This window comes from Nonomuraea sp. NPDC049028, assembly GCF_043197735.1.
Classification (GTDB): Bacteria; Actinomycetota; Actinomycetes; order Streptosporangiales; family Streptosporangiaceae; genus Nonomuraea.
Genome location: NZ_JBICTR010000012.1, coordinates 432233 through 446863, shown reverse-complemented (window position 1 = coordinate 446863; position 14631 = coordinate 432233). Strand labels below are relative to the sequence as shown.

Annotated in this window: 14 protein-coding genes; 7 read left to right on the top strand and 7 right to left on the bottom strand. The window is 70.5% G+C overall.

Annotation, left to right across the window (positions count from 1 at the left end; genetic code table 11):
- Positions 1–226 precede the first annotated feature (226 nt).
- Both ACGFJ2_RS43475 and ACGFJ2_RS43470 read left to right on the top strand, forming a co-directional pair.
- Entirely contained in the window at positions 227–1504 is a 1278-nt protein-coding gene (locus tag ACGFJ2_RS43475; RefSeq protein WP_393478493.1) for a Glu/Leu/Phe/Val dehydrogenase, read from the top strand.
- A gap of 78 nt (positions 1505–1582) precedes the next feature.
- Positions 1583–1825: a hypothetical protein gene (locus ACGFJ2_RS43470; RefSeq protein WP_357947440.1), complete on the top strand. Its 243-nt coding sequence runs from the start codon at positions 1583–1585 to the stop codon at positions 1823–1825.
- A 63-nt stretch (positions 1826–1888) separates the two neighbouring features.
- Here ACGFJ2_RS43470 and ACGFJ2_RS43465 read toward each other — a convergent pair whose 3' ends face one another.
- Complete coding sequence (locus tag ACGFJ2_RS43465; RefSeq protein ID WP_393478490.1) at positions 1889–2884, bottom strand: MBL fold metallo-hydrolase; 996 nt, start codon at positions 2882–2884, stop codon at positions 1889–1891.
- Between the two features lie 71 nt (positions 2885–2955).
- Between ACGFJ2_RS43465 and ACGFJ2_RS43460 the strand changes: the two genes are divergently transcribed.
- The 4 genes from ACGFJ2_RS43460 to ACGFJ2_RS43445 all read left to right on the top strand — a co-directional run bounded on the left by ACGFJ2_RS43460 (position 2956) and on the right by ACGFJ2_RS43445 (position 6919).
- Positions 2956–3588 carry a TetR/AcrR family transcriptional regulator gene (locus ACGFJ2_RS43460; protein WP_393478488.1) on the top strand — a complete coding sequence of 211 codons (633 nt, stop codon included), beginning with the start codon at positions 2956–2958 and terminating at the stop codon, positions 3586–3588.
- An 82-nt stretch (positions 3589–3670) separates the two neighbouring features.
- Positions 3671–5038, top strand: a complete 1368-nt coding sequence (locus ACGFJ2_RS43455) for an APC family permease (protein WP_393478485.1) — start codon at positions 3671–3673, stop codon at positions 5036–5038.
- Positions 5035–6042 (top strand): acetamidase/formamidase family protein, encoded by a 1008-nt coding sequence (locus ACGFJ2_RS43450; RefSeq protein WP_393478483.1) that lies wholly within the window; start codon positions 5035–5037, stop codon positions 6040–6042. The genes ACGFJ2_RS43455 and ACGFJ2_RS43450 overlap by 4 nt, the downstream gene beginning before the upstream one ends.
- Positions 6043–6094: 52 nt before the next feature.
- The gene (locus tag ACGFJ2_RS43445) at positions 6095–6919 is read left to right on the top strand and encodes a trypsin-like serine peptidase (RefSeq protein WP_393478480.1); all 825 of its coding nucleotides are present in this window, start codon (positions 6095–6097) and stop codon (positions 6917–6919) included.
- A gap of 13 nt (positions 6920–6932) precedes the next feature.
- On the opposite strand, the gene ACGFJ2_RS43440 is transcribed toward ACGFJ2_RS43445, so the two are convergent.
- The 3 genes from ACGFJ2_RS43440 to ACGFJ2_RS43430 are packed head-to-tail and all read right to left on the bottom strand — an operon-like array spanning position 6933 to position 9084.
- On the bottom strand, positions 6933–7820 hold the full coding sequence (locus ACGFJ2_RS43440; RefSeq protein ID WP_393478478.1) for a Gfo/Idh/MocA family protein: 888 nt from the start codon (positions 7818–7820) through the stop codon (positions 6933–6935).
- The gene (locus ACGFJ2_RS43435) at positions 7817–8728 is read right to left on the bottom strand and encodes an NAD-dependent epimerase/dehydratase family protein (protein ID WP_393478475.1); all 912 of its coding nucleotides are present in this window, start codon (positions 8726–8728) and stop codon (positions 7817–7819) included. The genes ACGFJ2_RS43440 and ACGFJ2_RS43435 overlap by 4 nt, the downstream gene beginning before the upstream one ends.
- 2 nt (positions 8729–8730) lie before the next feature.
- Positions 8731–9084: a YrdB family protein gene (locus ACGFJ2_RS43430; RefSeq protein WP_357947417.1), complete on the bottom strand. Its 354-nt coding sequence runs from the start codon at positions 9082–9084 to the stop codon at positions 8731–8733.
- A gap of 113 nt (positions 9085–9197) precedes the next feature.
- Between ACGFJ2_RS43430 and ACGFJ2_RS43425 the strand changes: the two genes are divergently transcribed.
- A complete protein-coding gene (locus ACGFJ2_RS43425; protein WP_363990548.1) occupies positions 9198–9899 on the top strand; it encodes a TetR/AcrR family transcriptional regulator in 702 nt (233 codons plus the stop codon).
- 42 nt (positions 9900–9941) lie between these two features.
- Here the strand turns inward: ACGFJ2_RS43425 and ACGFJ2_RS43420 are convergent, their stop codons facing one another.
- From ACGFJ2_RS43420 to ACGFJ2_RS43410, 3 genes are all read right to left on the bottom strand, one after another.
- Entirely contained in the window at positions 9942–10532 is a 591-nt protein-coding gene (locus ACGFJ2_RS43420; RefSeq protein WP_393478471.1) for a TetR/AcrR family transcriptional regulator, read from the bottom strand.
- A gap of 10 nt (positions 10533–10542) precedes the next feature.
- Positions 10543–13044 carry a PEP/pyruvate-binding domain-containing protein gene (locus ACGFJ2_RS43415; protein ID WP_393478469.1) on the bottom strand — a complete coding sequence of 834 codons (2502 nt, stop codon included), beginning with the start codon at positions 13042–13044 and terminating at the stop codon, positions 10543–10545.
- A gap of 142 nt (positions 13045–13186) precedes the next feature.
- Positions 13187–14581, bottom strand: coding sequence for an MFS transporter (locus tag ACGFJ2_RS43410; protein WP_393478466.1), 1395 nt, complete (start codon positions 14579–14581; stop codon positions 13187–13189).
- Between the last annotated feature and the right edge of the window lie 50 nt (positions 14582–14631).

The window sequence follows — 14631 nt, the reverse complement described above, 5'->3', positions numbered from 1 at the left end:
AGTTCGGCACACTTGCCGGGGCAAGCCTGCCAGAGTGGCGCGTTTGCAGCATCCCGCTCAGCGCATGTAATTGATGACAGCAGATCGCCTTGGATACGGCAATCCGAAAACCGTAGGCGGCGATAAACGCCGCGCTCTAGGATGATCGTGACACGAACGCCCAAACAAGGCAGGCAATGGCGCCTGTCTTACGTACCGGGCGTAGACAACAGGAGGACTCCCTTCCATGACCGTCATGGTGCCGTCAAGGACGCCGGCCCTGATCACACCTGGCCGCCAGGCCCTCGATTCGGCTCTCCACCAGCTGGACCAAGCCGCCGAACATCTCCGGCTCGACGCCGGGCTCCGCACGATGCTCGCCACACCGCGCCGCTCGCTGACCGTCTCGGTCCCCGTGCGCCGCGAGGACGGGCACATGGACGTCGTCCAGGGCTTCCGGGTCCAGCACAACGTCTCACGCGGGCCCGCCAAGGGCGGCCTCCGCTTCCACCCGAGCACCGACATCCATGAGGTCACCGCGCTGGCGATGTGGATGACGTGGAAGTGCGCGCTGGTCGGCATCCCGTACGGCGGCGCCAAGGGCGGCGTGGCCGTGGACCCGACCGAGCTCACCCAGCGCGAGCTGGAGCGCGTGACCCGCCGCTACGTCAACGAGATCCTGCCGATGATCGGCCCGGAGAAGGACATCCCGGCCCCTGACGTCGGCACCGACGAGCAGACCATGGCCTGGATCATGGACACCTACAGCGTCAACACCGGCTACTCGGTGCCCGGCGTGGTCACCGGTAAGCCGCTGACGCTGGGCGGCTCGCTCGGCCGGACCGGGTCGACCTCGCGCGGCGTCCAGATCGCCGCCATGTGCGCGCTCGGCCGCTCGCCCGAGGGCGTGACGGTGGCCGTACAGGGGTTCGGCAAGGTGGGCGCCCCGGCCGCGCAATACCTCGCCGACGCCGGCTGCACGGTGGTCGCCGTGTCCGACGCGACGGGCGCGGTGTACGCCCCCGGCGGGCTCGACATCGCCGACCTGCGCGCCTGGGCCGCCGAGTCGGGCGGCGTGTCCGGCTACCGCCACGCGGACGCCCTGGACCACGCCGAGCTGTTCGAGCTGGACGTGGACGTGCTGGTGCCCGCGGCCCTGGAGGGGGCGATCACCGCCGAGAACGCACCGCGGATCCGCGCCCGCCTGATCGTGGAGGGCGCCAACGGGCCCACCACGCCGGAGGCGGACGAGATCCTGGCCGCCAACGGCACGATCGTGGTGCCCGACATCCTGGCCAACGCGGGCGGGGTGATCGTGTCGTACCTGGAGTGGGTGCAGAACATGCAGGCCTACTCCTGGAGCGGCGGCGAGGTGGAGCTGAAGCTGCGCGACCTGATGGAGGGCGCCTACGCCGAGGTGCGTTCGCTGGCCACGGCCCGCGACCTCACCCTGCGGCAGGCGGCGCACGTCATCGGCGTCGGCCGGGTGGCGGAGGCACACCAGATGCGCGGCCTCTACCCGTGACGGCCTGAACTTTAGTAGCCCCCTGCCGTAGCCCTAGGTTCGATGCCCGTGCCTCCACCGACTCGCCATGGTGGAGGCATGAGGGGATTTCTGGGCGTGATCGCGGTCATTCAGGGGTTGGGCGGATTCGTGGCGCGAGTCTTCTTCGACACCGAATGGGGCCTGCTGCACAGGTTGTTCGACATCCCGACCCCCGTGTACCTCGCGGTCGCGGCAGCCGGCGTCGCCCTGCTCATCTGGAGCGATCAGGACCAAACCCCTCAGAGGGACACCAGCGACAACGGACCTTCTCCCTCACCCCCGAAGGAACCCCAGCCATAACGGGGTACCTCCCATAAGGACATCAGCCACCACAGACCATCACAGAGATCGATACCAGGGCGGTCACCGACCCTCATAGAGGCGGTAGGTGGCCAGGATGTTCAGCCGGTGCAGGTCACGGCAGAGCTGAAGCATGCCGGCCTGGGCCAGTTCCCGTGGCACCGCGTAGGCCGTGAGCGCCGCCGACAGCGCCGGGTCCAGCCGCTCCGCCCACGGGTTCGAGCAGGCGGCGAACGTCTCCTCCAGGCTCCGCCCGGCCGCCACGCTCGCGGCGACCTCGTCGTGGAGCACCTCCAGGTAGCCGACGAGCGCGTCGATGGCCGCGTGCCCGTCACCCATCGGCCCGTGACCCGGCACGATCGTGTCCAGGTCGGGCAGCGCCTCGCGCATCCGGCGCAGTGAGGCCAGGTAGGGCTCGGGTCCGCCCTGCAACAGCATGTGAGCGGTGCCCGCGTGGCAGAGGAAGTTGCCGGTCCACGCGGTGCGGGTGTCGGGGACGTACACGACGGTGTCGCCGGGGCCGTTGCCCGGGCCGAAGTGGTGGAGCTGGACCAGCCGTCCGCCCAGATCGATCTCGGCGTAGGAGTCGAACACCACGTCCGGGGTGCGCCACCGGCTCACCTCGTCGAGCAGCCCGCCGTCGCCGTACATGTTGGCGGACCTGATCTCCTTCTCGTACTCGAGGTCGGACATCTCGCTCTTGTTCCGCCGCGACGAGAGGATGACCACCTCGGCGGGGAACGCCGCGTTCCCGAACGTGTGGTCGCCGTGATACGTGGTGTTGACCAGGTAGCGCACGGGCTTGGCCGTCAGCTCGGCGGCGAGCCGCTGGATCTGGTGGGAGATCGCGGGTGTGATGCCCGCGTCGACCACCAGCGCGGCGTCGCGGCCGGCGATGAGGCCGTTGTTGTCCTTGGGCGGGATGCCGGCCATCAGCGCGTACACCCCGTCGGCGAAGGCGTGCGGGACCAGTTCCAGGCCGACCGGTGACAGGTTGGGCCCGCCGTATCCCTCGGGCCGCTCGGCGATCTCGCGTTCCGGAATTCTGGACTTGGACATCTTCTGCTCCTCTCGGCTGCTGCTAAAATAATAGAACACTCGATTATTTTGCAAGTGATTGGATGGCCCTTGTGGAGACGACGACAGGCCGGCGCGGTCCGGGCCGCCCGCCCAAGGCCGAGGCCGGAGACACCAAGGCCGCCCTGCTCGACGCCGCGTTGCGGCTGTTCGCGCGGCACGGCTACGCGGGCACCTCGATCAGGGCGATCGCCCGCGAGGTGGGGCTCAGCGAGAGCGTCCTGTACGCGCACTTCCCCGGCAAGCAGGCGATCTACGAGGCGGCGATGTCCCTGGCCGGGCCGCAGGTGGCACTGGTCGCCCTGGGCGACGAGGGCCCTGGCGACGACCCGGCGGAGTTCGTCCGCGCGTTCGCCGACCGCGTGCTGGCCGCCTGGGACACACCTCAGGCCAGGCAGAGCATCAGCCTGGTCTCCCGCGACGGGCTGATCCACGACGAGATGCTCGGCCTGGGCATCGAGCGGGCGCTGGCCGGGCTGGCGGAGGTGTTCGCCCGGTGGCTGGCCGAGGGGCGGGTGCGCGACGATCTGGGGTCGCCGGACGATCTCGCGTACTCGCTGCTGGGCCCGATAGCGCACGCCCGCGTGCTGTGGCTGCACGACGGGGCCACGCCGGAGCAGCGCGAGCTGGCCCGGCGGCGGATGACGGCGCACGCCGCCCTGTTCGCCCGCGCGATCACACCCTGACCGGGCCGCCCGCGGCGAAGCCTGTTCAGCAGGAGGTTTTGGATCTACCGTGCGAATTGCCCCCTGCGTCAAGGAGCCGTCCATGAGCAGCGTCGAGCAGTTCGGCTACCGCCAGGAGCTTCAGCGTTCCCTGGGCTTCGCGGATCTGATGATCTACGGCTTGATCTTCATGGTGCCGATCGCGCCGTTCGGCATCTTCGGCAACGTCTTCGCCCTGTCCGGTGGGATGGTGGCTCTCGCCTACATGATCGGGCTGGTCGCGATGGCGTTCAGCGGGCTGTCGTACGCGCAGATGGCCAGGGCCTTCCCGATGGCCGGCTCGGTCTACACCTATGCGGGCCGCGGCATCGCGCCGCCCGTCGGGTTCATGGCCGGGTGGGCGATCCTGCTCGACTACCTGCTGGTCCCGGCACTGCTCTACCTGGTGGCGAGCACGGCCATGAACTCGTTCGTGCCGGCGGTGCCGGTGTGGCTGTGGCTCGTCGCCTTCGTGCTGCTCAACACCGTGGTGAACTATTTCGGCATCCAGATGACGGCGCGCATCACCCGGATCATGCTGGTGGCCGAGCTGCTCGTGCTGGCGATCTTCCTGGTCGTCGGCGGCATCGCGCTGGCGCAGGGCAAGGCCACGACGGGCGCACTGACTCCTCTTTACGACTCCTCGAGCTTCTCCTGGACGCTGGTGTTCGGGGCGGCCTCGGTGGCGGTGCTGTCGTTCCTCGGCTTCGACGGCATCTCGACGCTGGCCGAGGAGAACCGCGAGGACGCGCGGCGGCTGGGCCGGTCCATGGTGGCCGCGCTGGCGCTGGCCGCGGTGCTGTTCGTGGTGCAGACCTGGGTCGCGGCCCTGCTCGTGCCCGACCGGGCCGCCCTCCTGGCCCCGGGGGCCCAGCTGGGCAATGCCTTCTACGACCTGGCCTCGTACGCCGGTGGCGCCTGGCTGGGTGTGGTGTGCGCGGTCGCGACGGCCATCGCCTGGGGTTTCGCCAACTCGCTGGTCGCGCAGGCGGCCACCTCGCGGCTGCTGTTCGCGATGGCGCGGGACCGCCAGTTACCGTCGTTCCTGGCCCGTATCGACCCCAAGCACAAGGTGCCGGTGAACGCCACGCTCGCGGTCGCGGTCGTCTCGCTGCTGCTCGGTGTCGGCATGAGCCTCTACGACAAGGGCATCGACCTGCTCAGCACCATGGTCAACTTCGGCGCGATGACCGCGTTCCTGCTGCTGCACGTGGCCGTCGTGGTGCACTACGTGGTGCGGCGGCGCAGCCGCCGCTGGCTGGCGCACCTCGTCGTGCCGGTGGCCGGCTTCGCCGTGCTGGTCCTCGTCGTCATCAATGCCAACGTCGCGGCCCAGCGGCTCGGCTTCATCTGGCTCGGCATCGGGCTGCTCGCCACGATCGCGCTCTATGTCCTGGGCCGCAAGCCCGTCCTGCCCTCGGAGGTCTCGTGAACGTCGTCTCCTATCGTCCCTCTCCGGAGGAGTTCGGTTACACCTTCGGCGGGCGCGCCCCAGTGGGCAAGGTGACGCCGGGCACGATCCTCGAACTGTTCACCGAGGACTGCTTCGGCGGCCGGGTCCGCACGGTCGACGACCTGCCGTCGCGAGTGTGCGAGTTCCCCTACCTGAACCCCGTCACCGGCCCCTTCCACGTGACGGGCGCCGAACCCGGCGACACGCTGGCGTTGCACTTCGTCTCGATCACTCCGGCGAGGGACTGGGCGGTCTCCACCACGTTCCCGCACTTCGGCGCGCTGACCGGCACACACACCACCGCCATGCTGCAGCCGCCGCTGGAGGAGCGGGTCTGGCGCTACGACCTCGACACCGCCAAGGGCGTCGCCGTCTACCACGCCCGCAACAGCGACTACAGCGTGGAGCTGCCGCTCGACCCGATGCACGGCACGGTCGGCGTCGCGCCCGCCGCGAACGAGTCGCGGATGACGATCACACCCGACGCGCACGGCGGCAACATGGACACCCCCGAGCTGCGCGCCGGCGTCACCGTCTACCTGGGCGTCAACGTGGCGGGCGGCCTGTTCTCCATCGGCGACGGCCACGGCCGGCAGGGCCACGGCGAGGTGTGCGGCACCGCGGTCGAGGCCGCCATGAACACGGTCGTGGCGGTCGAGCTGATCAAGGGGGTGGCGACGCCCTGGCCGCGGCTGGAGGATGATCTGCATCTGATGTCCACCGGATCGGCCCGGCCGCTGGAGGACGCCTACCGCATCAGCCAGCACGACCTGGTCACCTGGACGTCGGCGCTGACCGGGCTCGACACGCTCGACGCCTACCAGCTGGTCAGCCAGGGCGGGCAGGCACCGGTGGGAAACGTGTGCGACACCAACTACACGATGGTCGCCAAACTTCCCAAGTCCTACCTCGGCACCCCGGCCGCCTACGATTCGGCGCACTCGCGGCTGCGCGCCCTAGGCGCCCAGTACACGGTTAGGTAAACCTTCATGTCGCAGGTCAGAGCACTGATGATCATCGGCCTAGAGTGTACGGGTGCTCAGGATGGTGCTCTCTCTGGCCCTGCTCGATCCAACCGGCCTCGCGGAGGTGCCCCAGCGATCGGTGCCCCCGCGCAGGGTGCTGACACCGGACGGCGACCGCCTGGGGTACGCACTGGTCCCCCGCCCCTACACCGGCGTCCAACGGCTCATCGGGGTGCTGCTCGGGCGTGATCCGGCCACTCGTACGACCGTGCTGTGCGGGGGCACCGTGATCAGGTCCCGCAGCCGCAGCCTGGTGCTGACGGCCGCGCACTGCCTCTACCACGATGGCCGGCCGCTGCGGCAGGTGGTCTTCCTGCCGGGCTTCGACCAGGGGCGGCCGCCGTTCGGCGTCTGGCCGGCCGTGCGGACCTGGGTGCCCGATCAGTGGCGGGGCCGGCCGTACTCCGCCGAGCTGCTGCCGTACGACGTCGGGCTGGTCGGGGTGATGCGGCGCGGCGGCACGCTGGAGGACACGACCGGGCCCGGGCTGCGCACACTGGCCACCCGCAGGGGTACGTCGCTGCGCGGGCTCGACCTGCTCGGTTACCCGGCGGGGCGGCGGTATCCCGGCACCCGGATGTACCACTGCGTGGGGGACGCCAAAGAGGCCACCGCACAGGGGCCGGGTGTGCTGGTGACCCAGAACTGTCACGCCCCGTCGGGCGGCAGCGGCGGTCCGGCCGTGTACGGGGAGGAGGTGGCGGGGGTCGTGTCGTCCTCCAGCCCGATGAGCGACGCGGGCGGGTTCACCGTGCTGGCCCGGCTCGGCGGCCGGCCGTTCAGCCGGCTGCTGGCCGGCGCCGACACCTGGATGCGCCACAGGCAGAGCTCGTGACGGCGGGGACCGTTCATGAGGCGTTCGCGACGATGTCCTCGCAGATCGCGTGGCTGATCAGCGCGTCGTCCGCGCTGATCGTGCGGCCGTCGCGGACTGCGGCGAGGAACTCCAGGCAGATGCGCTCGATGCCGCGCTGCCGGGCGACCGGAACCCAGTCGGGCCGCCTGGTGAGCGTCTCGCCGCCCGCGTAGTCGATCACGTCACCCAGGTTGACCACCCGGCGCTTGACGCCGTCGCCCATGACCTCGCAGGTCTCCTCCGTGGCCCCGCTGACCCGGTTCATCAGGCCGATGGCGGTGAAGCCGTCGCCGGACAGCTCCAGCACGATGTGCTCGATCAGTCCGTCCTGGACGCGGGTCCTGATCCGGGTGCCGGTGACCTCGCCGGGCGCGAGGAAGCGGAGCGTGTCGACCACATGAATGAAGTCATCAAATATCGCCCGCCGGGGCACGTCGGGGTATGTTTCGCGGTTCTTCGCCAGCACAATGAGGTGCCGAGGGAGGGCGAGAAGTCCGGTGTATCCGGGGGCGTACCGGCGGTTGAAGCCGACCATCAGCGAGCGTCTCTTCGCCTTCGCCAGCCGTACGAGAGCCTCGCAGTCGGCCAGGTTGTCGGCGATCGGCTTGTCCACGTAGACGTGCGCCCCGGCGTCGAGCAGCGGCTCGACGATCTCGCGGTGAGCCCCGGTGGCGGCGTGCACGAACGCGACCTCGACCCCGCTCTTGATCACGTCGTCCACCGACGTGGACCGGGCGGCGATCCGGTAGGTATCGCCGAGCCGGTCCAGGGTCTTGCTGTTGCGCGTGCAGAGGTGCAGGTCGAGGCCCGGCTGGGCGGCGAGTACGGGCAGGTACGCCTTCTCCGCGATGTCGCCCAGGCCGATCATGGCTGTTTTCACGCCTCGAGCGTAGCCGCGAGCGCCTCGTCGATCGGCGTGGGCGCGACACCGAACGTCCGCTGGAAGGCCGAGGAGTCGAGCACGTACGGCGCGGTGAACTGGTAGCGGACGTGCTTCAACTCCCTGACCATCGGCGAGAACAGACCCATCGCCTGGACCAGCGGCCACGGCAGCGTGGCCAGCTTGGGCGCGGGCCGCCCCTCGATGGCCGCCATCCGCTCACCGACCTGGCGGAAGCTGAGCGGGTCGCTGGTGGGCACGTGCCACGGCCGCCCCCAGGCCCGCTCGTCGGTGCCCGCGACGATCAGCGCGTCGGCCACATCGGGCAGGTACGTCCAGCTGTGCGGAACGTCGGCCGGGAACACCAGCTGGATGGTCTTGCCCGCCCTGAACGGCACGAGGAACCGCCCGCCCAGATGCGACTGGTCGGTGGCGCCGGGGCCGAAGTAGTCGGAGCCGCGCACCTCGGTCGTCCGGATCCGGCCCGCCTTGTGCGCGGCCAGCGCGTCGTTCCAGATCTTCGCCCGCACCTGAGCCTTCGGGGTGGCCGAGGCGAGCGGCAGGTCCTCGGTCATCGGGCCCTTGACCGGGCCGTAGGGGTAGAGATTGCCCAGGATGACCAGCACCGCGCCCGTGGCCTCCGCGGCGCCGAGGAACGACTCGGCCATCGGCGGCCAGTCTGTCAGCCAGCGGTGGTATTGCGGGTTGACGCAGTTGTAGAGGACATCGGCGCCCTTGGCGACCTCCGTCAGCCGGGCCACGTCGGCGACGTCGGCCGCCACCTTGTGAACCCCGGCGGGACCGCTGCCCGAACGGGTCACCACAGTGACCTCGTGCCCCTGAGCCAGGAGCTTGGTGGCCAGATGCGTACCGACCTGGCCGGAACCCACGACGACGTGCTTACCCATGATCAGACCTGCTTCCAGACGATGCGGAGGACGGCGTTGAGGACGAAGAGCGCCGCGAAGACGGCGGCCGGCGCGACCCGGCCCGCGGCGTAGAGCGCCAGGGCGCCGCCGCCGAACCAGAGGATCTCCAGGGCGACCCTGGCCAGGCCGGTCAGCGGGAACGTGGCGTTGGCGCCGCCGCCCGCACCGAACAGGGCCCAGGCGCCGATGAACAGCGCCATCCCGCCGAGCCCGGCGAGGAGCTTGATCGCCCAGTTGGGGCTCACCGTGAAGCCCCAGTACCCCACGGAGACCAGGACACCCAGCTCCAGGAAGAACATCAGAGCCAGGTTGGCTCCCTTGGCGATGCTCAGCATCTCAACCTCCGCGTGACTACCGTTCGCTTACGAGAGCAATGCTCTCTCATGAGAGCGACAGTCGTCAAGAGCGGTGCTCTCGTTTTTTCTCAGTGCTCTGATATGGTCGGGACATGACTGCGAGCCGTACCGCGAGAGAACGTGTCAGGGCCGAGCTGACCAAGGAGATCACCGACATCGCCCGTCGCCAGCTGGCCACCGAGGGCGCGGGCGGCCTCTCGCTGCGCGCGGTGGCCCGCGAGATGGGCATGGTCTCGTCGGCCATCTACCGCTATTTCCCCAGCCGCGATGACCTGCTGACCGCCCTGATCATCGACGGCTACAACGCGCTCGGCGCGGCGGTGGAGCGCGCCGACGAGGACAGCCCGCCCGGCGACTTCGCGGGGCGCTGGCTGGCCGTCTGCCATGCCGTACGTGACTGGGCGCTGGCCCATCCGCACGAGTACACGCTGTTGTACGGCTCCCCCGTGCCCGGCTACCAGGCGCCGGAGGAGACGATCACGGCCAGGCTGCGCGATGTGGCGGTGTTCGGCCGGATCACCGCGCAGGCGTACGACGCGGGCGCGCTGACCCCACCCGACCTCGCCCGGCCCGCCCCCGCCGCGCTGTCGGCGGACGCGGCGAACCTGCGCCAGATCATGCCCGGGGTCCCCGACGACCTGATCTTCCGTGGCCTCACCGCGTGGACCGGCCTGTACGGCTGGGTCAACTTCGAGGTGTTCGGCCAGTTCGAGAACACGATCGACGACAGGCGTGGGAGCTTCGAGCAATCGGTGCGGACGTTGGGCGCGCTGCTGGGCCTCAAGCCCGCGTGAACGCTTTGCCTGCCCGCCTGTCCGCCCGCCCACCCGCCGGGTTCAGGCTCGGGTGAAGAGCGGGACCATGACCTCGTCAGCGATCTGCACGAGAAGCTCGTCCGGGATGGGCAGGCCCTGGAAGAGGAAATGCTGCCGGAGCAGCGCCTGACCGGCGTCGAGCCGGCGCGGGGTCACGTCCTCGGGGGCGACCTCGCCGCGCTCGACCGCCCGGCGGACGATCTCCCGCATCAGCCGTCTGCCGGTGCCCTGCGAGTGCTCCCGGAACGTCGCGGCCCGCGACTCGTCGCCCAGCGCCTCGCTGAGCAGCCCGCGCATCGCCTCACCCGCGGGACCGGCCAGCGCCTCGGCCGTCCGCCGCAACGCCGCCAGTATGTCGCCGCGCAGGCTGCCCGTGTCGGGGACGGACAGCGCGTCGGGCAGTACGTGATAGACGGCGTCCATGACCAGCTCGATGCGGGTGGGCCAGCGCCGGTAGAGCGAGGCCTTACTGGCCTTGGCCCGCTCGGCGACGCGCTCCATGGTCAGCCGGGCGTAGCCGACCTCGGCGAGTTCGGCGAGGGTCGCCTGATAGATGGCGACGTTGAGCGCCTCGCCGCGCCGACGGGGCAGCTTACGGTGGTCGGTGACCATGACAGGCATCCTATGAGGCCGCGGTGACCGTGCCCACGCCGTCATCTGAGACCGGGGCGACCGCATCCCCGCCCGAGCCCGCGGGGTCCGCGTCCCCGCTCAAGTGGGCGATGACGACGGTGCCCGCGTCCCCGTCGACGGTCACCACCTGCCCGTCGACCAGCGTGGACGTGCCTCCGGCCGTACCCATGACGGCCGGGATGCCGTACTCCCTGGCGACGATCGCGGCGTGCGAGGCGGCGCTCCCGGTGTCGACGACGACGGCCGCCGCACGCTGGAACAGCGGGGTCCACGACGGGTTGGTGTAGGGGCAGACGAGCACGTCCCCGCTCGTCAGGCTGCCGAACTCGGCCGGATCCCGGATGACCTTGACCGGCCCGGTGGCACTGCCGCCGCCCGCGGGCGTCCCGGTCACGATCGCGTCGCCCGCGTCGCGGACGGGGAAGATCGCCCGCGGGTCGATGAGCCGCACACCCGAGAGCTCCTCCCGCTTGGCCGCCCGCTGCCGCACGGCCGCCCGCAGACCATCGAGGCACTCGTCGGATCTGGCCAGGTCCTTGATCGACTCCAGCTCCTCCAGCCGTAGGTGGAAGACGTCCTCGGGCCGCTGGAGCACGGCCGCGTCGCGCAGCCGGGCCCCGATCTCCAACAGCGACCGGCGCAGAATGGGCAGCGGCAGCGTGAAGTAGAAGTGGCTGTCCTCGCGGAACGCGTGACCCGCGCGAGCCGCCTCGACCCAGCGCACGACCCGGGCCCTCCGGCGCCCGGCCCCCAGCAGGGGATGCCGGAGCAGCCGCTCGAACGCCCCGCTCGCTTCCGCCGCCGCCCTGTCCGTGGCCGCCCCGTCTGCGGTGGTCGCGGCGGTCACGGGAGTGGGCGGCTTGGCCGCGAGCACCCTGATCGTTCCGAGGACGATTTCCGGGGCCTCGCCCCAGGTCGGCGGGGTGACCAGAATCGGAGACACCGTCTCCCGGTGCCCGTATTCGGCGAGGAAGTCGCGTAGCTTCGCGGCGAAGCCGGAGGGCATCGGATCCGCGTCGAGCGCTCCGGTCGCCCAGGCCTCCTCGGCCAGCTCCTCCAGCGCCTGGTTGGCATCGGAGGTACGAGTACGCGCGCCGGTCATCAGCTCGCCGAACAGCGCGCCACGCCGCAACAACTTGACCGCCACCAGCAGCCGCAACAGGGCGAGCCCCGTGCCAGGCAGGTAGTCGGTGCGCAGGTCCGTCACCGGCCGGACCAGGTCCAGTGCCTGTCTGGGCACCCGAATCAGCTCCGGCCAAGACATCGAGGCCAGGTCACGGGCCGCCAGCTCGCGGTTCGCGGCAAGGAAGGTCTGGAAGCGCGGATCCTCCGTCCACCGGGCGGGATCGTAGCGCCTGGCCCGCCGAACGAGCCGGAACGGGATTGCCAGCAGACCGGCTGTCACACGCGGAGAGCGGGGCACCAACCGGTAGACGACACCGTCCTCCTCCTGCAGGAAGTCCTCGAACACCCCCTTGATGCCAAAGGCCGCCGCGACCTCGGCCATCATGCCCGCCGGACCGTACGGCAGCCAGGTCGTCATATCGATCGGATAGGGGCGTACGGGCAGATACTCCAGCAGAACGCTGCCGACCTTGCGCTGGACAGGGTTGAGCGGCCCCACCGGCGCCGGCGGGAGCGCGGTCATGGGACGGGCCTGGACCAGGCTCACCCGGCCGCCCGCGTACGCCCACTCGATGTCCTGCGGGCGGCCGAACCGAGCCGCGACCTCGCTCGCCAGCCGGGCCAGCTCAGCGAGCGCCGCGCGGGGCAGCGCCTCGCCGGTGGCGGGGTCTCCGGTCTCGTGTACGACGCCGCCGCCGGCCGTACCGCGGATGACCACCTCGCGACGGCCCGGTGTGAAGGAGGCGACTCGCCCCGAGGCGTCGAGCACGTAGTGGTCGGGCGTGACGAGTCCCGAGACGACGGCCTCGCCGAGCCCGCTGCTCGCGTCCACGACGATCTGCGTACGGTCGCCGGTGACCGGGTTCGCGGTGAACAGCACGCCGGCCGCCTCCGACTGGACCATGCGCTGCACGACGACCGCGATGCGCACCTCGGCCGCGTCGACACCCCGCTTCTCGCGGTAGGCGACGGCCCGCTCGGTCCAGAGCGAGCCCCAGCACCGGCGGACCGCGTCGACCACCGCCTCCGCGCCCACGATGTTGAGGTAGGTGTCCTGCTGCCCGGCGAACGCCGCCCCCGGCAGGTCCTCCGCGGTGGCGCTGGACCGTACCGCCACGGGCCCGCCGCCGAGCTCGGCGTAGGCGCCGGTGATCGCCTCGCGCAGGTCTGGGGGGATCTCCACGTTCTCGAAGTACGTACGGGTGTCGTGCCCGTCGGCGACCAGGTCGTAGGCGGCGGTGGTCACGACGAAGCCGCCCGGGACGGGAAAACCGTTCTTGACGAGCTCGCCCAGGTTGGCGCCTTTGCCGCCGGCCAGAGCCAGGTCGCCGCGGCCGAAGGCGTTCAGGGGTGCTACGAGTTTCACTGGCCCTCCCCGGCTTTCACTCGGTACTCGCCGCCTTTCACTTGCTCCTGGCCGTCTTTCACTTGGTTCTCTTCGGCTGTTCACCGGCTCTCCTCGACCGTCGCTCGGTCCGCCTCGGCTGTTCACCGGCTCTCCTCGACTGTCACTGGTTCTCCTCGGCGTAGGCGGTGGTGCGGAGCGGTCGCGCCGGCAGCGCAAACGCGAGGACGAACGCCACCGCGAGCAGCGGCGCCATGGCCGCGAACACCGGTGGCACGGCCGTGGCGAAGGCGTCCCGCACGCTGCCGGGCAGGTCGGCCGCCTCCGTGGCGGTGATGCCGGACCTCCAGGTGATCAGCGCCCCTACCAGCGCGACCCCGGCCGAGGCGCCGATCTGCCGCGTGAACGTCACCGCCGAGGTCGCGGTGCCGAGGTCGGCATAGTCGACGGCGTTCTGCGTGGCCAGCACCATGACCTGCATGACCAGCCCGACGCCGAGCCCCATCAGCAGCATCACGGCGGCGATCGCCACCGCTCCCCCGCGGTCGCCCACGATCCCGAGCAGCGCCAGCCCGGCCGCCGTCAGCGCCGTGCCCGCCACCGGGTACGGCTTGTAGCGCCCCGTCCTGGTGATGAGCCTGCCGGAGACGATGGTGGTGGTCAGCACGCCCCCCATGAGCGCGGTCACCAGCAGGCCCGCCTGGGTGGCGGTGGAGCGCAGGGCGATCTGCAGGTAGGCGGGCATGTACGCGATGGTCCCGAACAGGGTGAATCCGATGAGCAGGCTGATCGCCACGGGCACGGCGAAGGCGCGGTCGCGGAACAGACGCAGCGGCAGGATCGGATCGGCGGCGTACCGGGCGCTCACCAGCCACGCCGCCCCGCCCGTGACGGCCAGGGCGAGGAAGGCCAGGTTCCTGGTCTGTCCCAGCATGACCACGCCGACCACGGCGACCGCCAACGTGACCGCACCGGCGAAGTCGATCGGCGCGCGATTCTCGACCGTGAGCTCGGGCTTGGGAAGCCGCAAGGTCGCCGTCAGCACGACAAGGGCGAGCAGCCCGAGCGGCGGGTAGATCGCGAAGATCCACCGCCAGCTGAGCCGGTCGATGAAGAACCCGCCCAGCAGCGGTCCACCGACCGCGGCGACCACGTACGCGGCACCGATCAGACCCAGATAGCGACCGCGCTCACGCGGACTGACGACCTCGCCGATGATCGCCTGTGCCCCGATCATCAGCCCGCCACCACCGATGCCCTGCACCGCACGGAACGCGATGAACTGCGGCATCGATGCGGCCACCGAACACAGCACGGCACCGGTGACGAAGATGACGATCGCCGCCTGCATCATCGGCTTGCGCCCGTACCGGTCGCCGAGCTTGCCGTACAGGGGCATCACGACGGTCGCGGCGACCAGGTAGGCGCTGATCACCGCCGGCATCTGATCCAGCCCGCCGAGACTCCCCGCCACAGCGGGCAGAGCGGGCGCCATGATCGTCTGGTCGAGCGCGCCCAGCAGCATCGCCAGCAGCAGACCCGGCAGCACGAGGCCCATGGCAAGCTCCTTAGAGAACGAAACGTTCTCTAAGGAGAATACGATTCACC